The organism is Pseudoxanthomonas sp. Root65, from assembly GCF_001427635.1.
Classification (GTDB): Bacteria; Pseudomonadota; Gammaproteobacteria; order Xanthomonadales; family Xanthomonadaceae; genus Pseudoxanthomonas_A.
In genome coordinates, this window is the sequence record NZ_LMHA01000001.1 from 1,221,056 (window position 1) to 1,243,949 (window position 22,894).

The window sequence follows — 22,894 nt, forward strand, 5'->3', positions numbered from 1 at the left end:
TCCGTCCTGATGGCCCTGGTCCTGGCCGCCGCTCCCGCGCACGCGGTGGTGCTGACCGGCGAAGTGCGCGCGATCGACGCGCAGCAGATCCTCACCCCGCAGTCGAACAGCGCGCCGGTGGTGATCCGCTACTACGTGCCCGAGGGCGAACGGGTGAAGAAGGGCGAGGTGGTACTGCGCATCGACCCCGGCCAGTCCGCCAGCCGCATTCCCGACCTGGAGGCGCAGATCGAACAGGGCCGCGCCAAGGACGCCAAGGACGTGGCCGAACTGCAGGTCAAGGCGGTGCAGGCCGAGATGGCGCTGGTGGAAGCCGAAGCGGAGCTGGCCGCCGCCAAACTGGACGCCACCATTCCGCGCGACCTGATCTCCGGCCTGGACTACGACCGCCACCAGGGCGAACTGGACCGCACCACCCGTGAGGTCGCGCTGAAGCGCAAGGACCTGGCCGCCGCCAACGCCGCCGTGCAGCGGCGCGTCCAGGACGGCCGCCTGCAGATCGAGAAGCTGGTGCTGCAACGCGACTACCACGCCGCCCTCGTGCGCACCTCGGAAGTGGTCGCCGACCGCGACGGCGTGGTGGTGCACGGCTTCAACAACAACTGGATCGGCGGGCGCATCGACGAGGGCTCCTCCACCATGCCCGGCAGCAAGGCCGGCGAGGTGGTCAGCAGCGGCCGCATGAACGTGCGCGCCTGGGCGCTGGAGCCCGACCGCCGCGGCCTGGCCGTCGGCCAGCCGGTGACGCTGGCGTTCGATGCGGTGCCGGGACGCAAGGTGAGCGGCCGCATCGCCTTCATCTCCGGCGCGCCCGAGCGTCGCCCGGAATGGGGCGAAGGCCGCTACTTCACCCTCGACATCACCCTCGACGCGCACACGCTGGCATTGATGCCGGGCATGAGCGTGCGCGTGATCGCGCCCCCGGCACACACGCCGGCCGGCCAGGGGAAGGCGCCATGAACCCGCGTGTCTGCATGCTTTCACTGGCGCTGCTGGCGGTCCTGCCGGCGGCCCACGCCGCCACCCTGCGCGTGGATGGCGAGGTGTACGCGCAGCGCAGCGCGCAGCTGGTGCCGCCGGCGGTGGACCGCCTGTGGCAGTTCAACCTGACCCAACTGGCGCCCGACGGCAGCACGGTGAAGAAGGGCGAGATCGTGGTCGCCTTCGACACCAACGAACTGGTGCGCCAGCTGGCCGAGAAGCAGAGCCTGCTGCAGGAAAAGAAGCGCGAGCTGGAAAACCTGACCCTGGACGTGGCCGAGCGCGAGCGCAGCCAGCGCCTGGCCACCGCCGAGGCCGAGGCCGAGCGCGACAAGGCCGCGCGCAAGACCCAGCAGCCGCGCGAGCTGATCGCCGCGCTGGACTACGACAAGCTGGTGGAGGACCGTCGCCGCACCGAGCGCCTGGCCGTGCTGGCGCAGCAGGCCGAGCGCGCCGCCGCCGAGCAGCGCCGGCAGGAACTGCGCCTGGTGACCGCGGAACTGCAACAGGCGCAGGCCGACGTCACCCGCCTGCAGACCTCGATCGCCGCGCTCACGCTGCCCGCGCCGCGCGACGGCGTGATCATGCACAAGAGCAACTGGAACGGCGAGAAGTTCGATGTCGGCTCGCAGGTCTGGCGCGGCCAGACCGTGGCCGAGATCCCCGACCCCGCGACCCTCGCGGTACGCGCGCAGTTGCCCGAGCGCGACCTGCAGCGGGTGAAGGAAGGCGTGCGTGCGCGCATCGTGGTGGAAGGCGGCGGCGGCAGCGCGTATCACGGCAAGGTGGCCGGCATCGGCCGCGCGGTGCGCAGCAAGTCGCAGGTGCAGCCGGTGCCGGTGCTCGACCTGGAGATCCGCTTGGACGACGCCAAGGCCAAGCTGCGTCCTGGCCAGGCGGTGCGCGTGGAACTGACCGTGCCCGATATCGCCGGAGGTGCGAAATGATCCAGCGGATGCGATGCACCGCGCTGCTGAGCGTCGGCCTGCTGCTGGCCGCCTGCGGCAGCGACGAGATGCCGGTGGCCAGCGAGACCGTGGCGAAGGGACCCGTGACGATCCATGTGCGCGGCGAAGGCGAACTGCGTTCGGCCAAGCCCACGCCGTTGAACGTGCCCGGCAAGAACTGGGCGCAGCGACAGGTCGAATGGATGCTGCCGGAAGGCAGCCTGGTGAAGAAGGGCGACGTGCTGGCCCGCTTCGTCTCGCCCGAGGGCGAGCAGCAGCTGGCGCAGGCGATGATCGACCTGCAGCGCAACGCGCTGGCGCGCGCGGCCAAGGAGAGCGGGCTGGATTCGGCCCAGGGCCGGGTGGAAGTGGACCTGTCGCGGGTGGCCGTGCAGCTGGGCATCGCCCAGCGCTACGCCGATGCCGACCTCAGCACGGTGGCGCGCAACCAGGTGCTGGATGCGATCGAGGACAAGGAATACCTGCAAGTGCGGCAGGGCGTGCTGCAATGGCAGCGCGACCAGTCCGGCGTGCGCGGCGGCGCCGAACTGGCGGTGCTGGACGCGCAGCGCGCCACCTTCGACATGAACGCGAAAACGCGCAAGGACGACCTGGAAGCGCTGGAACTGCGCGCCCCCAACGACGGCGTGCTGCTGCTGGCGGCCAACTGGTCGGGCGACAAGCCCACGGTCGGCGCCAACCTGCGCGCGGGCTTCGAGTTCGGCAGCCTGCCGGACACCTCGGCGATGGAAGTGGAGATCGACCTGCCGCAGATCGAGGCGCAGGGCGTGCAGGCCGGCGATGCGGTGGTGCTGCATCCGCTGGGCCGCCCGGACCAGCGCATCGACAGCACGCTCTCGTGGGTGGCCAGCGCCGCCAAGGTGCGCAACCGCGAAAGCCCGGTGAAGTTCCTGTCGATGCGCGCGCCGATTCCGGCCGACGCGATCGAGCGCTACCGGCTGATCCCGGGCCAGCGCTTCGCCGCCTCGGTGGTGCTGCTCGATGCCAAGGACGCGATGGCGGTACCGAACGTGGCCATCGAACAGCGCGACGACCGCCACTGGGTGCAGGTGAAGCAGGGCAACGACTACGTGGCGCGCGAAGTGAAGCTCGGCGTGCGCGGCACCGCGCGTTCGCAGGTGCTGTCGGGCCTCAAGCCCGGCGACCAGGTGCGGCTGTCGCAGGTCGAGGTGCCCGCGCCCGGTGACGACGGCAACGCGAAGGACAAGGACGCGACCGACGGCGAAGACGCCGCCACCGATGACGCAGAAGGAAAGACCGCATGACCGGCCTGTTCAACCGCCTGCCCACGGTCTGGCGCGAAGCGGTGGAGGAACTGTGGCGGCGCCGCCTGCGCACGCTGCTGACGCTGCTGGGCATGATCTTCGGCGTGGGCGCCATCGTGGCGATGCAGGCGGTGGGCGAAGGCAGCCGGCGCGAGGCGCTGCGGCTGGTCGAAGGCCTGGGCCTGCACAACCTGATCGCCGAGGCCAAGGCGCAGGACGAGGACACGCTGAAGGAAACCCGCGAGCGCAGCCTGGGCCTGACCGTCGCCGATGCGGATGCGGCACTGAGCGTGGTGCCCGGCGCGGAACGCCACGCCGCCGAGAAGCAGGTGCGCACGCACACGGTGTTCAGCGATACCGGCCGCAGCGATGCGCAGGCCAGCGGCGTCAGCGCCACCTGGTTTGAACTGTCCTCGCTGAAGATCGCCCAGGGTCGCGCGTTCACCGCCGACGATGAGGCCGCGCTGGCGGCGGTGGCGGTGCTGGGCCATCAGGCGGCGGCCGACCTGTTTCCGAAAGGCGATGCGGTGGGCGGATTGATCAAGGTCAATCATGTGTGGCTGGAAGTGATCGGCGTGCTGGCCGACCGCGACTTGGGCCAGGACGATTTCGAAGGCGTGCAGCTGGGCTCGGAGAGCAACCGCATCTACGCGCCGCTGGCCAGCGTGCGCGCGCGCTTCCGCTTCCAGCCGCAGGAAGACGAGGTGGACCGCTTCCTGCTGCGCCTCGACGATCCGCAGCGCCTGGCCGCCGGGGCCGGCGTGCTGTCGGCGGTGCTGGACCAGCGCCACGCCGGTATGGCGGACTACCAGTTGATCGTGCCGCAGCAGCTGTTCCAGCAGCACCAGCAGACGCAGCGCATCTTTCAGATCGTGATGGGCGCGATCGCCGGCGTCAGCCTGCTGGTCGGCGGCATCGGCATCATGAACATCATGCTGGCCAACGTGCTGGAGCGGCGCCGCGAGATCGGCCTGCTGCGTGCGCTCGGCGCGCGGCGGCGGGACGTGATCGCGCAGTTCCTGCGCGAGGCCACGGTCATCTGCATCACCGGCGCACTGCTGGGCCTGGTGTTCGGCGGCGTACTGGCCTACCTGATCGCCACCTTCGCCGGCTGGCAGGTCGCGTGGGCGCCGCTGCCGATCCTGCTGTCGGCCGGCTTCTGCGCCGTGGTCGGCCTGGGCTTCGGCGTGTACCCCGCACGGCAGGCCGCGCAGCTGGACCCGATCGCGGCGTTGCGGCATGACTGAGGCAACGCATCCGTCGGGAAGGTAGACCGGGTAAGGCTGAAAGCCGCACCCGGGGTGCATGCGCTCCCGTCGCGGACCCCGGATGCGCTGCGCTTATCCGGGCTACGGTTCTCGATCCCACCGCGGCGTTGCGGCACGACTGAGGCGCGGCATTTGTAGGATGGGTTGAGCCGCAGGCGATACCCATTACGTGCAGTCTTGGAAGCCCAGCAGGAACGAGGTCTCCAGGATTTCGCCGTTCCAATATGCATTCCCACGAATGGGAACGAAGGTGATGGGTATCGCCTACGGCTCAACCTATCCTACGCGCACGTGAAGTTTCTGTAGCTCACCAATTGTTGTTCGAAGTGCGCGTCGGTACCGGAACAGGTCGCCAAACGATAGTGAAACCTCATGGCCTGAGGCGGCGTCTGTAACGCCTGCTGATTCAAGTATGGAAACTGTTGAATCATTGAGGCGGCCACCGTTATGGACGAGCGCGTTGCGAAGAGCACACAGTTCAAGCATCCCGTTGGTCGCCCAATCGTACTTTGCGTCAATTCTTGCCTTTGCCCACTCAACTTTGTTCGTCAGGTAGTTGGGTGGCTGCACGCCAGCATTGAAAATTAGCTGCCCCAAGCACTCGTCCGCAAGAACGGCGAGATTGACAAAAAGCATCCTAACAATGTTCTCGGACAACCTCTGAAAGATCTCGTTGTAGTCCTTGCCATCAAGGTTAATTGAACCATCCTTGAACTGTTTGACCGGGAGATTTGAAGTAAATCCTGGGTCAGATCTGTTCCAGCCCTCCGCTGCATTGAGGCTCGTGACTAGAGTCGTCAGATTTCCGAATTTTATAGAGTCTGCGATGTGCAATGAGTGGGCGATCCCATAGACAGTTTGAGACCACTTCAACATTTCGTCTTCAATGTCCACCGAGTCGCCTTGAAGGTTGAATAAGAGGTCTAACGCCTGAGTTAAGACGCACCGCGAAGTAGCGTCGGCTTGAATGAAATGTCAGGGCCCAAGAAGCCTTTTGGGGGAGTATGGGTGGGCGTCAATGTCAGACCTCATTTCGGCAGGAAACATTGAAGTCCGGTGGTCACCCAATGAATCAGGGGAAAACTCAAACTTGTTCCAACGTCCGCCCGCAGAAATATTTACCGCGTAACCAGCGAAGGGACCAAGATGCTGGTCGAAGTCAACGTAAACATGTGGCTCAGAATGATAGTTGTCCCCTAGCTCATCGATGGCGATGATGCTCTCGTAAGGGACGAGAGCCATCACATCAAGCCACGCTTGATTCTCTTCCGGGAGAGTGCTCCAGAAGTCAAATATCTTTCTTCTAACCTCAAATCTGTCGCTTCTGTCGCTCCAATAGTCATGGTGGTCAGGTGCGTCGTTGAAAGACAGCGCGGCGTCCCACTGGAGCGGGTCTCTTGAGAGGTAGGCGAAGTAGCGATTAAATTGGAAAATCAGTCCGCGTGCGTGGAACTCGCGGAATCGCGCTGTTAGCCATCGTGGGCGTTCTTTGTGGTCTTCAGGGGGGTCCGGGTAGCTATCTTCACTTGCATCGCGCAGGAGTAGGTTGGCATGTGTCTTTCCGCTAAGGGAGCGATGCGCCTTACGCTTTGTGGCAAGTAGCTGGCCCAGTACGCTTTTCCGGCTTCTTCGGCGGATGCTAAGCGAGATGCCAAAGTATGCAAAAAGAAGATTGTCGTTTTTTGGGAGGAAGAGTTGGTCTTCAAGCTCCGCTTTTCCCCAGAGATGCCACTCCTGAATCCCGAGACTCTCACACTTCTGTCGAAACTCATCTCTCGACTTTTTTGAGAAATCACAAGCCGCGACAAAGATCAATCCATGCAGGGACTCGGAGTCTTTAAGGCTCACTTGGTCAAGATAAGTAGATAACTTCTTCGGTGAGATGATCTTTTCTCTCTTGCATTGAATTAGCCACAGGCGATCTGCCTGCTGCGGTGCAATCTCGTCCTCTGTTTCATTGTCTGCAGATTCTTCAACGGCAACAATTTCGTAGCCGCGAGCATCAAATCCATCATCGCTACCGGCACGACCAGTTGCCTCAAGTCTTCGCCAGACCTTGAAGTCGTAAGCGAGTTGGCGAACTAGATCTTCAAAGCGCTTTGGCTCCAGATCCTCGAAGTGAATTGGGCCGACCGTTCTTGAAGTAGCCATTCTGTTCGGTCTTGGGCCCTGACGCCCAGTAGACCCCATCCCCGTGGTGGTAACACGAATGTTCGAGTTTCGCCCAGCACGCGTCAAGGCAGACGATGCATTACCGCACAGGGTCCTGGAGATTTAGCGGCACATGGGACGCGCGAGCGTCATCGACATACTTCGCCCGGAGGCAATTACCTCCGACCCAGGGCAACGCTCACCTCAATCCCCCACCCCAATCTCCACCGCCGTCCCGCTCACCCGCACTCCCTCGCTTACATCGACCGGCACCTCCACCCGCAACACACTCGGCCGCCCGAGATCGTGCCCCTGGTGGATGGTGAACCTGCGGTCGTCGGTCAACCGGTCCTGCGATGCCAGATACGCACCCAGCGCGGCGGCCGCGGCGCCGGTGGCCGGATCTTCCACCACGCCGCCGGGCGGGAAGGGATTGCGTGCGTGCAGGGTGTGCGCGTCTTCGCGCCACACCAGGTTGATGGTGGTCCAGCCGCGTGCGGCCATCAGCGCGGCGAGCGCATCGAAGTCGTAGTGCAGGTCGGCGAGACGCGCGCGCGAGGCGGCGGCGATGACCGGATGCCATGCGCCCGCATACGCCAGCGCGGGCGGCAGTGCGGGATCGAGATCGTCGTGGCGCCAACCGAGCGTCGCGAGCACTGCATCGAGATCGGCGGACGACAACGCATCGACGCGTGGCGCGACGCTGGTCAGCGTGGCGGTGAAACCGGCATCGATGGTCACCCACACGGGTCCGGCCTGCGTGTGCAGCAGCACATCGCCGGGGCCATGCGCATGTGCCCGGGCGACCATCGACGCGATGGTCGCGTGCCCGCAGAAATTCACTTCGGCCAGTGGACTGAAGTAGCGCACATCGAGATCGCCGTCCGTGCGCGGCGACAGGAACGCGGTTTCCGAATAGCCCACCTCGGCGGCGATGCGCTGCATGGCATCGGCCGACAGGCCACGCGCATCCAGCACCACGCCGGCGGGATTGCCGCCCTGCGGGTCGGTGGTGAAGGCGCTGTAGCGCAGCACGGCAGCGGTCATGGGGTTTCTCCGGCGACCGCCACCGGCGGATCGAGGCGCACCACCAGATAGCGCAGGAAGAACTGCGTCAGCGGGCCCACGCCGAACGCGAACAGCACGGTGCCGACACCGGCCACGCCACCGAGCAGCATGCCGATGATCAGCACGGTGACTTCGATCAGCGTGCGGATGCGGCGGATCGACCAGCCGGTGCGGCGCGCGAGGCCCGTCATCAATCCATCGCGCGGACCCGGCCCCAGCTGCGCGCCGATGTACATCGCCGTGGCGATCGCGCACAGCACCACGCCGGCGACCAGGTAGGCGCTGCGCAACGGCAGGCCCTCCGGCGTGCCCAGCAGAGCCAGGTTGAGGTCGGCGAACGGACCCAGCAGCAGCGTGTTGGCGAGCGTGCCCACGCCCGGCATCTGCCGCAGCGGAATCCACGCCAGCAACACGCCCACGGCGGTGAGCACCATCACCATGCCGAACGACAGCGGCACGTGCCGCGACACGCCCAGGTGGAAGACGTCCCACGGCGAGGCGCCGACCGCGCCTTCGATCATCAGCGCGATGGCCAGGCCGTACAGCCACAGGCCGACGAGCAGGCGCAGCAGGCGTTCCGGCAGGCGGCCGGCTTTCAGTTGGGCGAGGGGACCGAGATTGGCGAGGCCGTTGGGCGGGGTGAGTGGTTTCATGGGGCCACGATCACCAACATTGGCCCTTTTCTCCAGAGCCAATCCTGCGATAGTGGCCCCATGGAACGCTCATTGGCCCCTGACCGCCTCGCCACGCTGGTCGGCGACTTCCCCCGCTCGCCCGCCTATCGCGGCCTGCGCCAGGCGCTGCAGGAACTGATCGGCGACGGCCGCATTCCCCTGGGCACGCGACTGCCCAGCGAGCGCGCGGTTACCCGGGCCCTGGGCGTGTCGCGCAACACCGTGACCCGCGCCTACGCGGACCTGGTGGCCGCCGGCTTCGCCACCGCGCGACAGGGCGCCGGCACCTACGCCACCGTGCCCATCGACCGCCGCCGCGCGCACGACCATGCACTGCACAGCGTCGACAGCGCGCAAACGGCGGAAGGGGTGATCGACCTCAACTGCGCGGCCGGTGCGGCTACGCCCGGCGTCGCGGCGGCCTATGCGCGCGCGATGGAGGCGTTGCCCGCCTACCTGGCCAGCGACGGCTACCTGCCTTCGGGACTGCCGGCGCTGCGCGCACGCGTCGCCGCGGGCTACACGCAGCGCGGCCTGCCCACCATGCCGGAACAGATCGTCATCACCACGGGCGCGCTGTCGGCGACGGCGATCCTCGCGCGTGCGCTGACCCGGCCGGGCGACCGCGTGATGATCGAATCGCCGGTGTACTCGAACGCGATCGAAGCGCTGCGGCTCGGCGGCGGACGCCTCGTCAGTGCGCCGCTGGCCGATGCGCTGGGCGACGAAGGCTGGGACCTGGCGGCGATCGAGGCGACGCTGCGGCAGACCGCGCCGCGCATCGCCTACCTGATTCCGGATTTCCAGAACCCCACCGGGTTCCTGATGGACGACGCGCAACGCGCGCGCTATGCCGCCGCGCTGCATGCCACGCGCACGGTGGCGATCGTCGACGAGACGCTGCAGTCCACCGGGCTGAGCGACGCGGCCATGCCGGCGCCGTTCGCGTCGCATGCGCCAGGCACCTATACCGTCGGCAGCGCCTCGAAGCTGTGCTGGGGCGGTCTGCGCGTGGGCTGGATCCGCGCACCGCGCGAGGCGGTGGACCGGCTGATCGCCGCGCGCGTGCAGATGGACCTGGGCAGCTCGCTGTTCGACCAGCTGGTGGTGACCGAGATGCTGGATGCCGACGACGTGCTGTGCGCGCGCCGCGAGCAGCTGCGACAACGCCGCGACGCACTGGCCGGCGCCCTGCGCGACCACCTGCCCGACTGGCGTTTCCGCCTGCCCGAGGGCGGCATGTCGCTGTGGGTGCGGATGCCGCACGGCAGCGCGACGCAACTGGCCGTGGACGCGGAACGCCACGGCGTGATGCTGGCGCCGGGACCGGTCTTCAGCGTCGAGGGCGGTGCGGACCAGTGGCTGCGCATTCCGTTCGCGCGACCGGAGGAGCAGCTGGTGCAGGCGGTGCGCGTGATGGCGGAGACGTGGTCGGCACGCCCGCACGATGCCGGCACGTCGCCGCGACGCGGAACGCGGCTGATCGCGTGATGCCGGCGGCGTGGCGTTGTCGCGGCCGGTCGCTCAGTCGTCGGACACGTCCGCGCGCGCCTTGCCTCGCGACATGCGCCGCTCCATCCACGCCAGCACCGACAGCACGGCCAGCGTCAGCAGCGTGGCGAACAGGGCCAGCCAGCCATGGCCGAAGCCGACCGCCACGCCGATCACCGCCACCATCAACAGCGAGGCGGCGGTGGTGATGCCGGCGATGGTGCGGCCGCGCTGCGCGATCATGGTGCCGGCGCCGATGAAGGCGACGCCGGCGATCACCGCTTCGACCAGCCGGAACGGATCGATCTGCACGCGATCTTCGTTGTGCTGCGCCTGCGCCAGCATCATCTCGCCCATGCCGGTGAGCATGGCGGCGGCCGCGGCGACCAGCGTATGCGTGCGGAAGCCGGCGGGCCGGTCCTTGATCTCGCGTTCCAGGCCGATCAGGCCGCCCAGCAGCATCGCGAAGGCGATGCGCGCGACCACCCACAGCTGCGATTCCCATCCCTCGAACATGGCGTGACCTCCGCCGCCGATGCTTCCACCGGCGCGGTCAACGCGATGCGAAGGTGGTCAGGGGGCGGTGGGCGGGGTGCCGGTCAGCAGGGCGCGATAGCGCGGGTTTTCCGGTTGCCAGCCAGCGGGCGGTTCGAGGGCGATGCCGTTAGCCTGCAACTGGTGGCGCATGGCGGCGAGTTCGCCCTCGCGCAGGAATACGTCGACATGATCGTCCGGCAGGCGCCGTGCATCCGCAGGGCGCTGGTACAGCTGCATGACGTTCTCGTACACCCAGGCGAACTGGCGCAGGCGCTCGCGGGCAGCCGCGCGTTCGGCATCGGTATCGGCCCACTGCACCAGTTGCGGCAGCGCGACGGCAGGCGTGATCACGATGGACGTGTCGTCAGCCATCAGCGTGTAGATGCGCTTGCAGGTGGATCGCGCATCGGCCGGCAATTCAGCGAGCTGCGGCCGGCATCGCTGCGTGATCGGCGACAGACTCGGGATGGCGATGGCCGCATTGATGCCCATCACCGCCATGCCGGCAAGGTCCTGCGGCGTGGCGGCCCGGCCGATCCTGAAGTCCTCGCCCATCGCGGCTGCCAACGCGGGATCCAGCGGCGGAACCCGCACCTGTCGCAGTGTGGTGGCCATCAACAGGCCGACATCACTGAAGTGCCCGCGGTAGTGGGTGGCGTTGGCGGCGGCCTGCCAGTACCGCTCGGCGGCGTCTGTGTCCTTGCGTTCGACGGCGTCGTGATAGGCGGCGAGCAGGACTTCGGCGTTGCCGGGATCGGCGGTCATCAGGCGTTGCAGCAGCCGTCCGCGGTCGCAGCGGACGCCGTTCTTCGGGCAGGCATTGAGCAGCGCCCAATCGACAAGCGGATCTTCGCCGGTGGACGCGGCGTAGGCGGCCTCGATCCATGCACCGGACTGGGCCCAGGCGCGTGCCTGGATGTCCACATCGTCGCCACTCCGCGGCCACAACCAGCCAGCGACCAGCAGGTCACGCGGCGTGCCGCGCGCGGCGACGGTGCGCAGGTGCGCTTCGACATTCGCACGCCAGGCGTCGTGCCAGGCCTGGCTGGCCGCCGCGAGCTGCGGATCGGATTCGACCCGTCCCGGCACCTCCGGTGGCGGACCTTCCTGCGCGATGGACGGCGATGCCACCCACACCGACGCCATCACCACCAGCCACGCACCGATCTGCATTGCCTTGCGCATTGCCCACTCCTGTCGGGAACCGCGGCCACGTTCGCACGAACGCCGCGCCCTGCGCCAGCGACCTCTGCCTCTGGCATTCCCGCGAAGACGTGAAGCGCTTCTCAGCGGCCGAATGGCCAGTGAGCCGATGTCCCCCGCTTGCCGTGGCATAAAGTCGCTGGGTGACCGGCCATTCGGCCGTTGGGACGCGTTTCCCGCCTGACCAGACGTGCGTCTGGTGAAAGCCGCGGGGACGACGGAGGTTGTTGGGGCCGTCGCTAGAGCACCAGCCGTCCCACTACCCACGCCCACAGCGGCAGCGTCACCAGCGACAGCAAGATGCCGTAGCCGACCAGGGCGGCGGCCAGCCGCGGTGCGAGCTGGTGCGCGATGGCCAGCGCGGCGGCGGTGATCATCGGCGGCATGGCCGATTCCAGCACGTTCGCCTGCAGCATCTCCCCGCTCATGCCGAATGCCAGCGACAGCGGCACCGCGAGCGCGGGCATCACCAGCAGGCGCAGCAGCAGGCCGATGGCGAGCGGCTTGAGTTCATCGCGCGGGAGCTTCAGCTGCAGGGTCAGGCCGACCGCCAGCATCACCAGTGGCAGCATCGCATCGGCGAGTTTCTGCAGCGCCGAGCCGATCCATGCCGGCGGCTGTTCCGGCATCAGCGTCAGGCCGAACAGCAGCGCCCACACCGGCGGAAACTTCAGGATGCGCAGCCCGATCTCGCGTGCCGTCGGTGGCGCATCGCCGCCATAACGGGCCAGCACGTACAAGCCGAACGTCGACAGCAGGATGAAGGTGCCGAACTGGTCGTACACCACCGCATAGGGCAGCGCCTGCTCGCCGAGCAGCGCGCGCACCATCGGGTAGCCGATGAAACTGCTGTTGCACAAGGCCACGCACAGCAGCAGCACGGCGTGCTCGTCGCGACGGAACTTCAGCACGCGCGTGGCCAGCGCGACCAGCGCGACGGTGGCCACGGTCAGCAGCCATGGGGTGACGATCACGCCGGTGAGCGAGATGTCCAGCCGCAGCCGCGGCACATAGGTCAGCACCGCCGCCGGCAGGCAGACGTACAGCACCACGCGGTTGAGCACGTCGGCGGCATTGTCCGGAAACACGCGCAGGCGCGCGAACAGCATGCCGAGCAGCAGCAGGGTCAGGATCAGGGCGAAGGCATCGAATGCCATGGTGCGGCGGGCGCGGCGTGGGGAGGGCAGGATCGCATAGCGGTGCGCGACGCGCCGTCGGACCTTCGTCGCAGGCGATCAACACCGTCATTCCTTACTCGTCACCCCGGCGCAGGCCGGGGCCCAGTGGCTCTTCTCGCTCCATGGGTAACCATCGCGGGATGACCCGCCGTTCGGCTGTTGCGAGCCGCCGGAATGACGGAACGTGGGGGCCGACATTCTCTTTCGCACCCAGGGCTTATCATGTCGCCATGACCCATCCCGCCTTCCCCACCGCGTCCGCCCCGATCACCCTCGACGGTCCCGACGGCCCGCTGGAAGCGCATGTCGACTGGCCGGAAGACGGTGAGCCGGTCGCGCCGCTGACCGCCGTGGTCTGCCATCCGCTGCCCACCGAAGGCGGCACGATGCACAACAAGGTCGTGGTGATGGCCGCGCGCAGCCTGCGCGAGCTTGGCGCGGTGACGGTGCGCTTCAACTTCCGCGGCACGGGCGCATCGGGCGGCCTGTTCGACCATGGCGATGGCGAAGTGGACGACCTGCGCGCGGTGGTGCAGTGGGTGCGCGAACAACGGCCCGGCACGCAGCTGTGGCTGGCCGGCTTCAGCTTCGGCGCCTACGTGTCGCTGCGCGCGACTGAATCGCTGCAGCCCGATGCGCTGCTGTCGATCGCCCCGCCCGCCGGCCGCTGGGATTTCGCCGCGATCACCGCACCGACCTGTCCGTGGCTGGTGATCCAGGGCGAGCAGGACGAGATCGTCGAACCGCAGGCGGTCTATGACTGGATCGACAGCCTGAAGCAGCCGCCGGAACTGATCCGCATGCCGGAGACCAGCCACTTCTTCCACCGCAAGCTGATGGACCTGCGCGGCGCCATCAAGCACGCGATGAAAGGCTACGTGCCGGCGTGATGGCGGACGAAGCGAACAGCACGGCGCCGACGCCGTCGCAGGTGTACGCGCGCGGCGCTGCGCAGGGCCAGTGGCAGGACGATCCCGCGCAGCATCCGGCGCTGGCGGAGCTGGACCGCATCCACGCGGCGCTGCTGGCGGACGACGGCACGCCTGGCCTGTTCGGCCGGTTGTTTGGCAAGCCGCCGGAAACGGTGAAGGGCCTGTACTACTGGGGCGAGGTGGGACGCGGCAAGACCTTCCTGGTGGACCTGTTCTACGACAACCTGCCGCTGCCCACCTATTCGGTGTCGCAGAACAAGGCGCATGGCGAAGGCGGCGGCAAGTACCGCACGCACTTCCACCGCTTCATGCGCGGCGTGCACGAGCGCCTGCGCCTGCATGCGGGCGAGAGCGATCCGCTGGCGAAGATCGTGCGCGAGGCGCGCGGCAAGCTGCGCGTGCTGGTGCTGGACGAATTCTTCGTCACCGACATCGGCGATGCGATGCTGCTGGCGCGGCTGCTGGAACGCATGTTCGCCGAGGGCATCGCGCTGGTGACCACGTCGAACACCGCGCCGGAGAACCTGTACAAGGACGGCCTGCAACGCGCGGGCTTCCTGCCGGCCATCGAGCTGCTGCAGCAGCACTGCGTGGTGCTGCGCTCGGACGGGCAGGAGGATTACCGCCTGCGCGCGCTCACCCGCTCGCCGGTCTACCGCACACCGCTGGACGGCGCGGCCGACGACTGGCTGGCGATGCGCTGGCGCGAACTCAGCGGTGGCGAAGCGGCGCACGGCGGCAATATCGAGATCGACAGCCGCAAGATCCCGGTGCGCGGCCGCGGCAAGAGCATCGCGTGGTTCGATTTCGCCGCGTTGTGCGAGGGACCGCGCGGGACGACGGACTACATCGAGGTCGCGCACGAGTTCAACACCGTGTTGCTGGGCGGCATTCCGACGTTCGACCGCATGAACGAGGACGCGGCGCGCCGCTTCGTCAACCTGATCGACGAGCTGTACGACCGCCACGTCAACCTGGTCTGCACTGCCGCCGCCGCGCCGACCGCGCTGTACGACGGCACGCGGCTGCAGGGCGCGTTCGAGCGCACGGCGTCGCGCCTGATCGAGATGCAGAGCGCCGAGTACCTGGCCACGCCGCACAAGGCCTGAGCCATGCAGCGCGTACCCGCCGCGATCGCCGACGCACTGCAGCGGACCATCGACGAGGGTGGCAAAGTCTGCGTGCTAACCGGCGCCGGCATGTCGGCCGAAAGCGGCATCCCCACCTTCCGCGGCACCCACGACAGCCTGTGGTCGCGCTTCGACCCGATGCGGCTGGCGACCGCCGAGGCGTGGCGCGAGGATCCTGCGCTCGTGTGGGGCTGGTACCGCTGGCGGATGCAGTTGGTTCGTGATGCACAACCGAATGCGGGGCACCGCGCACTGGCCGATCTCGCGCAGCGCATCCCGCTGTCGCTGGTCACCCAGAACGTGGACGACCTGCACGAGCGCGCCGGCAGCGTCGTCGACGCGCACGTGCACGGCAGCCTGTTCGCCCTGCGCTGCTTCGCCTGCGGGCGCGCGCATGACGGCCCGCTCGACGATTACGTGGACGGGATGCAGCGGGTCGAACCGATGCGGTGCGTCACCTGCGGCGACCGCATCCGCCCGGGCGTGGTGTGGTTCGGCGAAGCGCTGCCGGACGATGCGTGGGACGCCGCCACGGAAGCCGCGACGCGCTGCACGCTGATGCTGGTGGTGGGTACCTCGGGACTGGTGTATCCGGCGGCGGGGTTGCCCGCTGTCGCACGACGTCAGGGCGCCATCGTCATCGAGATCAATCCGGAACCGACCGCGTTGTCCGCGGACGCCGACCATGTGTGGCGCGCGACGGCGGCAGTGGCGTTGCCTTTGTTGGCCCGCTAGGGATGCAAACCCACCGCGTTGTTCAGCGGGATGCGCAAGAGGGCGAGCACGGTGTGGGTGGATACGTAGCTCTGAGGTTCACCGTCATGCCTGGTGCGACGGTAGCGGCGCACAAGCAACGCGACTCCGTTCGCCCCTCACCCGCCCTCGGCACCCTCTCCCCGCTGACGCAGGGAGAGGGGAGTTCACCCTTTGCCAAGGCCTGACAGCGCCCTCGATACGGCCCTGCTTAGCGGCGCAGCCTTGATTCGAGCGGACGCTCATTTCGATGCGCGAAGGCGAACGTCCATGCGTACTTGCAAGAGCTCCTCAGCGCCGTTCGGATCATGCATTGAGCGCTTCCCCTTCTTCCGCGCAGCGGAGGAGCGCTTGGAATCGAAGATGCGCGATCAAAGCGGGCGTGGGAGCGACGTGAGTCGCGATGAGGCGTTACCGATGGCCCATCGCGACTCACGTCGCTCCCACAAAGATGCGTTGGTTACTGCAGGTAGCGTCGCACGAACGCATCCACTGCTTTCGTGTAGTCGGACGGCAACCCGAGCTCGCGATTCACTTCGGCGTGCGAGAGATCCTGCGGCAGCACCTCCATCGCCACGCCCAGCGTCCTCGCCTTCTCCACCATCGCGCGGCCCTGCGGACAGGCGTCCCTGCGGCGTGAGGAGCAGACGAACAGCATCGACACCGCGTCGCGCGTGAGCTGGTGGTACGGCGAGGCGGCGACCCAGTCGGTTGGGTTCCTGCCGAAGGCGGTGTCGTAGAGGCGCCGCAGCGGGGGGTTCTCCATCGTCAGCGGGACATCCAGCGCGCCGCTGTCCAGCGACACCACGCCGCGCGGCTCCTTGGCGCCGGCCTCGCGCCACAGCGCGGACGAGGCGCCGACCAGCGCTGCGAGATGCGCGCCGGCGGAGTGGCCCATCAGCAGCACGCGCGATGCATCGCCGTTCCACTCCGGTGCGCGTCGCTGTACGTCGGCCAGCGCGCGGGCAACATCGCGCGCCTGATCCAAGGGCGCGGTGTCGGGCCGCATGCGGTAGTTGGTGGACACCAGGATGTAGCCCTTCGGCAGCCAGTACGCGGCCTTGTTCTCGACCACGCCGGGATTGTCCTTGTTGCCGTTGGCCCAGCCGCCGCCATGGACGAAGAGCAGGATCGGCGCATTGCGCGGTTGCGCCGGCAGGTAGACGTCGAAGCGCTGGCGCGGATCGTCGCCGTAGGCGACATCGCGCAGCGCGCTTGCGCCTGCAGGGAGCGTCGGCGCACGTGCGGCGGGCTGGCGCGAGGCCTCGCGCGCCTGCTGCAGGCGTTCGCGGAAGGTCTGCGCCGCCAGCGGCGGCAGCATCACGGTCAGGCCGACGGCGAGCAGGCCGGCTCGGAACAGCATCTTCATCGCATCACCTCGGGGGGACATCCGGTTCAGACGGCGCGCAACACCAGTTGCGCACGCAGGCCGTGCGGCGTGTTCGGCAGCAGCCGCAGCTCGCCGCCGTGCTGGCGGGCCACGCGCTCGACGATCGGCAGACCCAGGCCGCTGCCGCCCTGCGCCTGGTCGTGGACGAAGGGCTGGCGTGCACGTTCGGCAGCTTCAGCGGACAGGCCGGTGCCGCCATCGGCGACCTCGACCACCCAGGCCGGTCCTTCGGCCCACAGCTGCAGCGACAACGGCAACGCACCATGCCGCTCGGCGTTGACCAGCAGGTTTTCCACCGCACGCAACAGCGCCATCGGCTTGCCGGGCAGCAGCGCGTGGTCGGGAAGTTGCACCCGCCAGTCCTTCGTGGACGCGGCCACGGCATGGCGGCAGATCGCGGCCAGGTCGACGGTCTCGCTGCCTTCGTCGCGCCCGTCGCGTGCGAAGGCGATGAACTGGCCGAGGATGGCGTCCATCTCGGCGATGTCGCGATGCATGCTGCGGGTCAGGTCCGGATCGGTATCGGGGACCATCTCCAGCGCGAACTGCAGGCGCGTCAAGGGCGTGCGCAGATCGTGCGAGATGCCCGCGAGCAGCAGCGCGCGCTCATCCGCCGCGGCACGGACATCGCGGCTGGCATCGCCCAGCGCCTGCGCCAGGTCGGCGACCTCACGCGGGCCACGCGCATGCACCGGCGGTGGCGCATCGCCGCGCACGATGGTCGGCGCGGCCGCGGCGAGCTGGCGCAGCGGCTGCACCAGGCGACGGGCGAAGTACGCCGCGGCCAGCCACACGAGCACCACGCAGCCGATCAGCATGAACACCGAGAACCGGCGCATGCCGGTACCCGGGCGCTCGTAGGCGAACGACACCCACAGCGGTTCGCGCGTGGCCGGTTTCAGCCAGATCACCCGCAATCCGCGACCGGCTTCCATCCGCAGCTCGCGCCCGCTGCCCAGCGTGTCCGCCGCCTGTTCGCGCAGTTCCCGCAGCAACGGCGCGAAGCGCGGTCGGGCGTCGGCCGGCGGCGTGCTGCGTACCTCCAGCCCGGCCTCACGCAGCTGCTCGACGGTGCGCGCATGCGGCTGGTGTTGATCGAGCGCTTCGACGACGGCGGCGAACCCCTGCATCGCGCGCAGCAACTGGTCCGCCGCCGGCCGCGTGGCCAGTTCGCGCCCCAATAGCAGCATCAGCACGCCCGCGCCGATCAGCACCAGCGCGATCACCAGCACCAGTTGGCCGAACACGCTGCGCGGCAGCGGCGACCTCATGCCGCGGCCTCCGGCGGCACGAACACATAACCCACGCCCCAGACGGTCTGGATCAGGCGCGGCTGGCGCGGGTCTTCTTCCAGCAGGCGGCGCAGCCTGGCAACGGTCACATCCATGCTGCGCTCGAAGGCTTCGTGTTCGCGGCCGCGGGCCAGGCTCATCAGGCGATCGCGGCTCAGCGGCTGGCGCGGATGCCGCAGCAGCACCGCCAGCACGGCGAACTCGCCGCTGGTGAGCCGCAGCAGCGCGCCGTCGCGGGTGAGTTCGCGCCGCCCGAGGTCGAGGGTGAACGGTCCGAACACCACCTCGCCACCGTCAGCCTGCGGTGCGCCGGGCGTTGGACGCGTGCGCCGCAGCACCGAGCGGATGCGCGCCAACAGTTCGCGCGGATTGACCGGCTTGGGCACGTAGTCGTCGGCGCCGATCTCCAGCCCGACGATGCGGTCGATCTCGTCGCCCTTCGCCGTGAGCATGACGATGGGCGTGGCGTCGCCCTGGCCACGCAGGCGGCGGCAGATGTCCAGGCCGTTCTCGCCGGGGAGCATCAGGTCCAGCACGATCAGGTCGAAGTGGCCGCGGTCCAGCGCCTGCCGCAGCTGCACGCCATCGCCCACGCCGCGCACGTCGAAGCCCTGCGACTGCAGGTAGCGCTGCAGCAGCTCGCGCAGCCGCACGTCGTCGTCGACCAGCAGTACACGGGGCAGGGCGTCTTCCATGGAGCCACTATCGCCCGCCGCCGCGACGGCCGGCAAACCCCGCCGGCGGCCCCTTTGTAAGCAGATGTTTCCCGCGCCGCCCGCAGACACATCTGCTGTCAACCGCGACACACCTGCCGGCGTTGCCCGCCCTACCGTGGTCCTGCCGCCGCTTCCCCTGTGCGGCCATCCCACACTCCGACGAGGATTCCGCCATGAGCAAGACCCCGTTCCTGATCGCCACCGCCTTCGCCCTCTGCGCCACCACCCTGTTCGCCGCCCACGCCGAAGCCCGCGAGCGCAGCCGCGCCGTGCAGCGCACCGCGCAGGGTGGCAACGTGGCGGTCGAGCGCAGCAATGCGCGCTATGACAGCCAGCGCCAGCGCAGCTGGCAGGCCGACGGCCAGGGCAATGCGAGCGCCGCGCGCAGCGGCGCCATCAGCGGCGCGAACGGCGGCAATGCCGGCTACGACCGCAGCGCCTACCGCAACGCCGACGGCAGCGCCGGTCGCCAGGGCAGCGCCTACGCCAACGGACCGAACGGCGGGACCGCCAGCACCAGCGGCGGCATCAGCCGCGACGCGGACGGCAACGTGACCGGTGCACGCAGCACCACCGCCACCGGCGCGAGCGGCAACGGCTACACCGGCAGCACGACGGTGTCCGGCGGCACGGTTTCGCACACCGGCACCTGCACCAACGCCGGCGGCGAAACCATCGCCTGCCCGCGCGGCCACTGACGACCGCTCCTTTCCGCAGGCGCGACGGCAGGCACCCCCTATGCCGCATGGACGCCCTCCCACCTGTCGCGCCTGCACCTTCCTTCACTTTCTGGAGAACGCCATGTCCCGAACCGTCCTGCTTCCCTTCGCCACCGTCCTGTCCGTGTTTTCGCTGGTGGCGCCCGCCCACGCACAGCAGCGCACGCTGACCGATGAGCAGAAAGCCACGTTGCAGGAACGCCTGAAGGCCGCCGACGCCAATGGCGACGGCCTGATCGACAAGGCCGAGGCCGAAGCGAAGCTGCCGCGCATCGCCAAGCGGTTCGACACCCTGGATACGAACGGCGACGGCAGGCTTTCACCCGACGAAATGCGCGCAGCAGGCCAAAAGCTGGCCGAGCGGCGTGGGCGGTAAGGCCGCGCCATGGAGGGCATGCGTGCTTTCGTCGGCCTGCCACTGCTGCTGTTCGCGCTGATCGCGGCGGTGGAAGCCGCGTGCCTCGTACGGCGCGGCGTGCGCTACGACTGGAAGGCGTACTGGGCGTCCTTCGGCGACGCCGCCGGCCGCGCCCTGACGGGCCTGCTGATCCATGGCGGCATTGTCGGCGTGCTGCTGTTCGCGATCTGGGAGTTCCGCCTGACCACGATCGCGATGGACCAGCCGTGGCACTGGCTGGCGCTCTTCCTGGGCCAGGAGTTCTGCTACTACGGGATGCACCGGGCCGATCATCGCGTGCGCTGGTTCTGGCTGAACCATTCGGTGCATCACTCGGCCGAGCAGTACAACCTGTCCACGGCGTACCGCCTCGGCTGGACCGGCAAGCTGACCGGCGCGGCAGTGTTCTTCGGCCCACTGGTCTGGCTGGGCTTCCCGGTGCCGTACGTGGTCGGCGCGCTGGCGCTGAACCTGCTGTACCAGTACTGGCTGCACACGGAACTGGTGCCGCGCCTGCCACGCCCCATCGAGTTCGTGTTCAACACGCCGGCGCACCACCGCGTGCACCACGCCAGCAATCCCGAGTACCTGGACTGCAACTACGGCGGCGTGCTGATCGTGTTCGACCGCCTGTTCGATACCTGCCGCGAGGAACGCCCCGGCGTTCCGATCCGCTACGGACTGGTGGATCCGGTGCGCAGCTACAACCCGGTGAAGATCGCCTTCCACGCGTGGGTGAAGCTGCTGCGCGACCTGCGGCGCGCGCGTGGCCTGCGGCAGGTGGGCATGACCCTGTTCGGCCCGCCCGGGTATGTACCCGGCGGCACGGACGACGGTCGTCCGAAGGGTTGAGAGTGGCCCGGGCCGGCGCGGCCGGCGACAATACGCGCCCCTCGCGGCCCCACGCCGCCCGTCCATCGAGTCCCATGACCGCTTTCGTTACGCCCGACCGCATCCGCAGCCTGTTCGCCCAGGCCATGTCCGACATGTACCGCGCCGAGGTACCGCTGTACGGCGATCTGATCGAACTGGTCGGCGACATCAACGCCGAGACGCTGCGCCGCGATCCCGCGCTAGCCGAGCGCCTGCAGCGTGGCGGCGAGACCGAACGGCTGGACCTGGAGCGCCATGGCGCGATCCGCGTCGGCACGCCGGCCGAACTGGCGATGCTGGGCCGCGTGTTCGCGCTGATGGGCATGCACCCGGTGGGCTACTACGACCTGACCGTAGCCGGCGTGCCGGTGCACGCCACCGCCTTCCGTCCGCTGAGCGAGGAGGCGCTGGCCGCCAACCCGTTCCGCATCTTCACCTCACTGCTGCGGCTGGAATTGATCGCCGATGCCGCGCTGGGCGCGGAAGCGGAAGCGATCCTGGCCAAGCGCGACATCTTCACCGCCGGCGCGCGCGCGCTGGAGGCGCAGGCCGAACGCGACGGCGGCCTGGACGAGGCCGATGCGCAGCGCTTTGTCGCGGAAGTACTGGAAACGTTCCGCTGGCATGGCGATGCGACCGTGCCGCGGGAGACCTACCGCGCGCTGCACGGTCTGCACCGGCTGGTCGCCGACGTGGTCAGCTTCCGCGGCCCGCACATCAACCACCTGACCCCGCGCACGCTGGACATCGACGCCGCGCAGGCGGCGATGCTGGCGCGTGGCCTGCAGGCCAAGGCGCTGATCGAAGGCCCGCCGCGCCGCGCGGTGCCCATCCTGCTGCGGCAGACCAGCTTCAAGGCGCTGGAAGAGGAAGTCGCCTTCCCCGATGCCAACGGCACGCTGGTGCCCGGCAGCCACAGCGCGCGCTTCGGCGAGATCGAACAGCGCGGCATGGCGCTGACGCCGGCCGGTCGCGAACTCTACGACCGTCTGCTGGCGCAGGTGCGCCAGGCCGGCGGGGCAGGCAACACCGCGGCGGACTATCCGCAGCGGCTGGCCGAGACGTTCGCGGCGTTTCCGGATGACGAAGACACGCTGCGCCGCGAAGGCCTGGGCTACTTCCGTTATCGCCTGACGGATGCGGGTGCCGCACTGCCGGCCGCCGAGCGCGCGGCGATGACGCCTGACGCGCTGGTCGATGGCGGCCATGCCACCGCCGATCCCATCGTCTACGAGGACTTCCTGCCGGTCAGCGCGGCGGGCATCTTCCAGTCCAACCTCGGCGGCGGCGAACAGCGCGCCTACGACGCGCATGCCAACCAGGACGCGTTCGAGGCCGCGCTGGGCAAGGCGATCCATGACCCGTTTGCGCTGTACCAGCGGGCGCAGGACGCGTCGATCACCGCGTTGCGCGCGTGACGGCAGGAGTGAGTGGGTAGGAGTGAGGAGTGAGCAAAGGCGCTTTTCCTCACTCCTCACTCCTGCCCGCTCACTTCTACCCCGCTGGAATCCGTGAAACCCGCTTCGCACCGACATCCGCGGTTCCACACAACATTTGGTGTTGACGCTTCCCGACACCCCCACTATCTTGTGGCCGTCGGTTCCGGTGGTGGCTAGCCTCCGGATGAAAAGGGAAGCCGGTGACGCGTTCGCGCCACTCCGGCACTGCCCCGCAGCGGTAATTGGGAACGACCCCGCCACCAGCACTGAGGCGCCATGCCTTGGGAAGCGGCGGATGTAGGTGGAGCAGGAGTGAGTGGGGAGAAGTGAGGAGTGAGGAGAAGCCGGACGGGGCTTCCGCTCACTCCTCTTCCCTCACTCCTCGCCCCAAGCCCATGAGTCCGAAGACCTGCCGACAGCCGCGCGATGCACACCGCGCGGTGCCGGCCGCGGATTCTCCGGGGGGAGA

Annotated in this window: 21 protein-coding genes, 1 pseudogene and 1 riboswitch; of the genes and pseudogenes, 12 read left to right on the top strand and 10 right to left on the bottom strand. The window is 68.4% G+C overall.

Features of this window, described 5'->3' with window-relative positions; all coding sequences use genetic code 11:
- Nucleotides 1-9: 9 nt before the first annotated feature.
- From ASD77_RS05355 to ASD77_RS05370, 4 genes are read left to right on the top strand one after another with little or no spacing between them, the layout of a single operon-like run.
- Nucleotides 10-960, top strand: coding sequence for an HlyD family efflux transporter periplasmic adaptor subunit (locus tag ASD77_RS05355; protein ID WP_055938374.1), 951 nt, complete (start codon nt 10-12; stop codon nt 958-960).
- A complete protein-coding gene (locus ASD77_RS05360; protein WP_162247594.1) occupies nt 957-1,928 on the top strand; it encodes an HlyD family secretion protein in 972 nt (323 codons plus the stop codon). Before ASD77_RS05355 ends, ASD77_RS05360 begins: the two co-directional genes overlap by 4 nt.
- Nucleotides 1,925-3,214, top strand: coding sequence for a hypothetical protein (locus ASD77_RS05365; protein WP_200947361.1), 1,290 nt, complete (start codon nt 1,925-1,927; stop codon nt 3,212-3,214). The genes ASD77_RS05360 and ASD77_RS05365 overlap by 4 nt, the downstream gene beginning before the upstream one ends.
- Nucleotides 3,211-4,461, top strand: coding sequence for an ABC transporter permease (locus ASD77_RS05370; protein WP_055938379.1), 1,251 nt, complete (start codon nt 3,211-3,213; stop codon nt 4,459-4,461). Before ASD77_RS05365 ends, ASD77_RS05370 begins: the two co-directional genes overlap by 4 nt.
- 297 nt (nt 4,462-4,758) lie before the next feature.
- On the opposite strand, the gene ASD77_RS18030 is transcribed toward ASD77_RS05370, so the two are convergent.
- From ASD77_RS18030 to ASD77_RS05380, 4 genes are all read right to left on the bottom strand, one after another.
- Nucleotides 4,759-5,376, bottom strand: a complete 618-nt coding sequence (locus tag ASD77_RS18030; protein WP_156383473.1) for a hypothetical protein — start codon at nt 5,374-5,376, stop codon at nt 4,759-4,761.
- Between the two features lie 81 nt (nt 5,377-5,457).
- Nucleotides 5,458-6,633, bottom strand: coding sequence for a hypothetical protein (locus ASD77_RS18035; RefSeq protein ID WP_156383474.1), 1,176 nt, complete (start codon nt 6,631-6,633; stop codon nt 5,458-5,460).
- 204 nt (nt 6,634-6,837) lie between these two features.
- Entirely contained in the window at nt 6,838-7,680 is an 843-nt protein-coding gene (locus ASD77_RS05375) for a PhzF family phenazine biosynthesis isomerase (protein WP_055938382.1), read from the bottom strand.
- Nucleotides 7,677-8,354, bottom strand: a complete 678-nt coding sequence (locus tag ASD77_RS05380; protein ID WP_055938385.1) for a membrane protein — start codon at nt 8,352-8,354, stop codon at nt 7,677-7,679. Before ASD77_RS05380 ends, ASD77_RS05375 begins: the two co-directional genes overlap by 4 nt.
- Before the next feature lie 60 nt (nt 8,355-8,414).
- Here ASD77_RS05380 and ASD77_RS05385 point away from each other — a divergent pair, with 60 nt between their 5' ends.
- On the top strand, nt 8,415-9,866 hold the full coding sequence (locus ASD77_RS05385) for a PLP-dependent aminotransferase family protein (protein WP_055938387.1): 1,452 nt from the start codon (nt 8,415-8,417) through the stop codon (nt 9,864-9,866).
- A 33-nt stretch (nt 9,867-9,899) separates the two neighbouring features.
- On the opposite strand, the gene ASD77_RS05390 is transcribed toward ASD77_RS05385, so the two are convergent.
- The 3 genes from ASD77_RS05390 to ASD77_RS05400 form a co-directional block, all read right to left on the bottom strand.
- Nucleotides 9,900-10,382, bottom strand: a complete 483-nt coding sequence (locus ASD77_RS05390; protein WP_055938390.1) for an MgtC/SapB family protein — start codon at nt 10,380-10,382, stop codon at nt 9,900-9,902.
- 57 nt (nt 10,383-10,439) lie between these two features.
- Entirely contained in the window at nt 10,440-11,588 is a 1,149-nt protein-coding gene (locus ASD77_RS05395; RefSeq protein ID WP_055938393.1) for a hypothetical protein, read from the bottom strand.
- Nucleotides 11,589-11,845: 257 nt separating this feature from the next.
- Nucleotides 11,846-12,763, bottom strand: a complete 918-nt coding sequence (locus tag ASD77_RS05400; protein WP_055938396.1) for an AEC family transporter — start codon at nt 12,761-12,763, stop codon at nt 11,846-11,848.
- Between the two features lie 251 nt (nt 12,764-13,014).
- Between ASD77_RS05400 and ASD77_RS05405 the strand changes: the two genes are divergently transcribed.
- From ASD77_RS05405 to ASD77_RS05415, 3 genes are read left to right on the top strand one after another with little or no spacing between them, the layout of a single operon-like run.
- The gene (locus tag ASD77_RS05405) at nt 13,015-13,674 is read left to right on the top strand and encodes an alpha/beta fold hydrolase (RefSeq protein ID WP_055938399.1); all 660 of its coding nucleotides are present in this window, start codon (nt 13,015-13,017) and stop codon (nt 13,672-13,674) included.
- Nucleotides 13,674-14,825 carry a cell division protein ZapE gene (gene zapE, locus ASD77_RS05410; RefSeq protein WP_055938401.1) on the top strand — a complete coding sequence of 384 codons (1,152 nt, stop codon included), beginning with the start codon at nt 13,674-13,676 and terminating at the stop codon, nt 14,823-14,825. Before ASD77_RS05405 ends, zapE begins: the two co-directional genes overlap by 1 nt.
- Nucleotides 14,826-14,828: 3 nt before the next feature.
- Nucleotides 14,829-15,581, top strand: coding sequence for an NAD-dependent deacylase (locus tag ASD77_RS05415; protein WP_055938404.1), 753 nt, complete (start codon nt 14,829-14,831; stop codon nt 15,579-15,581).
- Nucleotides 15,582-16,059: 478 nt separating this feature from the next.
- Here ASD77_RS05415 and ASD77_RS05420 read toward each other — a convergent pair whose 3' ends face one another.
- From ASD77_RS05420 to ompR, 3 genes are read right to left on the bottom strand one after another with little or no spacing between them, the layout of a single operon-like run.
- Nucleotides 16,060-16,968: an alpha/beta hydrolase gene (locus tag ASD77_RS05420; RefSeq protein ID WP_055938407.1), complete on the bottom strand. Its 909-nt coding sequence runs from the start codon at nt 16,966-16,968 to the stop codon at nt 16,060-16,062.
- A 26-nt stretch (nt 16,969-16,994) separates the two neighbouring features.
- Nucleotides 16,995-18,260: an ATP-binding protein gene (locus ASD77_RS05425; RefSeq protein WP_055938410.1), complete on the bottom strand. Its 1,266-nt coding sequence runs from the start codon at nt 18,258-18,260 to the stop codon at nt 16,995-16,997.
- Nucleotides 18,257-18,976: a two-component system response regulator OmpR gene (ompR, locus tag ASD77_RS05430; protein ID WP_055938412.1), complete on the bottom strand. Its 720-nt coding sequence runs from the start codon at nt 18,974-18,976 to the stop codon at nt 18,257-18,259. The genes ASD77_RS05425 and ompR overlap by 4 nt, the downstream gene beginning before the upstream one ends.
- Before the next feature lie 194 nt (nt 18,977-19,170).
- On the opposite strand from ompR, the gene ASD77_RS05435 reads away from it, so the two are divergent.
- The 4 genes and pseudogenes from ASD77_RS05435 (at nt 19,171) to ASD77_RS05450 (ending at nt 22,404) form a co-directional block, all read left to right on the top strand.
- Nucleotides 19,171-19,695 carry a hypothetical protein gene (locus ASD77_RS05435; protein ID WP_055938415.1) on the top strand — a complete coding sequence of 175 codons (525 nt, stop codon included), beginning with the start codon at nt 19,171-19,173 and terminating at the stop codon, nt 19,693-19,695.
- A 103-nt stretch (nt 19,696-19,798) separates the two neighbouring features.
- Nucleotides 19,799-20,050, top strand: a pseudogene (locus ASD77_RS18605) (hypothetical protein); the annotation flags it as partial.
- 60 nt (nt 20,051-20,110) lie between these two features.
- Nucleotides 20,111-20,965 (top strand): sterol desaturase family protein, encoded by an 855-nt coding sequence (locus ASD77_RS05445; protein ID WP_200947362.1) that lies wholly within the window; start codon nt 20,111-20,113, stop codon nt 20,963-20,965.
- Nucleotides 20,966-21,039: 74 nt separating this feature from the next.
- Entirely contained in the window at nt 21,040-22,404 is a 1,365-nt protein-coding gene (locus ASD77_RS05450) for a VOC family protein (protein ID WP_055938424.1), read from the top strand.
- Nucleotides 22,405-22,566: 162 nt separating this feature from the next.
- Nucleotides 22,567-22,857: riboswitch (cobalamin riboswitch) on the top strand.
- Nucleotides 22,858-22,894 lie beyond the last annotated feature (37 nt).

Excerpts from the sequence above, each read along its gene's own strand:
- ASD77_RS18035 (WP_156383474.1), bottom strand. The coding sequence starts at position 6,633 with ATGGCTACTTCAAGAACGGTCGGCCCAATTCACTTCGAGGATCTGGAG.
- ASD77_RS05385 (WP_055938387.1), top strand. The coding sequence starts at position 8,415 with ATGGAACGCTCATTGGCCCCTGACCGCCTCGCCACGCTGGTCGGCGAC.
- ASD77_RS05420 (WP_055938407.1), bottom strand. The coding sequence starts at position 16,968 with ATGAAGATGCTGTTCCGAGCCGGCCTGCTCGCCGTCGGCCTGACCGTG.
- ASD77_RS05375 (WP_055938382.1), bottom strand. The coding sequence starts at position 7,680 with ATGACCGCTGCCGTGCTGCGCTACAGCGCCTTCACCACCGACCCGCAG.
- ASD77_RS05445 (WP_200947362.1), top strand. The coding sequence starts at position 20,111 with ATGCGTGCTTTCGTCGGCCTGCCACTGCTGCTGTTCGCGCTGATCGCG.
- ompR (WP_055938412.1), bottom strand. The coding sequence starts at position 18,976 with ATGGAAGACGCCCTGCCCCGTGTACTGCTGGTCGACGACGACGTGCGG.
- ASD77_RS05380 (WP_055938385.1), bottom strand. The coding sequence starts at position 8,354 with ATGAAACCACTCACCCCGCCCAACGGCCTCGCCAATCTCGGTCCCCTC.
- ASD77_RS05355 (WP_055938374.1), top strand. The coding sequence starts at position 10 with ATGGCCCTGGTCCTGGCCGCCGCTCCCGCGCACGCGGTGGTGCTGACC.
- ASD77_RS05365 (WP_200947361.1), top strand. The coding sequence starts at position 1,925 with ATGATCCAGCGGATGCGATGCACCGCGCTGCTGAGCGTCGGCCTGCTG.
- ASD77_RS05370 (WP_055938379.1), top strand. The coding sequence starts at position 3,211 with ATGACCGGCCTGTTCAACCGCCTGCCCACGGTCTGGCGCGAAGCGGTG.
- ASD77_RS05360 (WP_162247594.1), top strand. The coding sequence starts at position 957 with ATGAACCCGCGTGTCTGCATGCTTTCACTGGCGCTGCTGGCGGTCCTG.
- ASD77_RS05415 (WP_055938404.1), top strand. The coding sequence starts at position 14,829 with ATGCAGCGCGTACCCGCCGCGATCGCCGACGCACTGCAGCGGACCATC.
- ASD77_RS05435 (WP_055938415.1), top strand. The coding sequence starts at position 19,171 with ATGAGCAAGACCCCGTTCCTGATCGCCACCGCCTTCGCCCTCTGCGCC.
- ASD77_RS05395 (WP_055938393.1), bottom strand. The coding sequence starts at position 11,588 with ATGCGCAAGGCAATGCAGATCGGTGCGTGGCTGGTGGTGATGGCGTCG.
- ASD77_RS05390 (WP_055938390.1), bottom strand. The coding sequence starts at position 10,382 with ATGTTCGAGGGATGGGAATCGCAGCTGTGGGTGGTCGCGCGCATCGCC.
- ASD77_RS05425 (WP_055938410.1), bottom strand. The coding sequence starts at position 18,260 with ATGAGGTCGCCGCTGCCGCGCAGCGTGTTCGGCCAACTGGTGCTGGTG.
- zapE (WP_055938401.1), top strand. The coding sequence starts at position 13,674 with ATGGCGGACGAAGCGAACAGCACGGCGCCGACGCCGTCGCAGGTGTAC.
- ASD77_RS05405 (WP_055938399.1), top strand. The coding sequence starts at position 13,015 with ATGACCCATCCCGCCTTCCCCACCGCGTCCGCCCCGATCACCCTCGAC.
- ASD77_RS05400 (WP_055938396.1), bottom strand. The coding sequence starts at position 12,763 with ATGGCATTCGATGCCTTCGCCCTGATCCTGACCCTGCTGCTGCTCGGC.
- ASD77_RS05450 (WP_055938424.1), top strand. The coding sequence starts at position 21,040 with ATGACCGCTTTCGTTACGCCCGACCGCATCCGCAGCCTGTTCGCCCAG.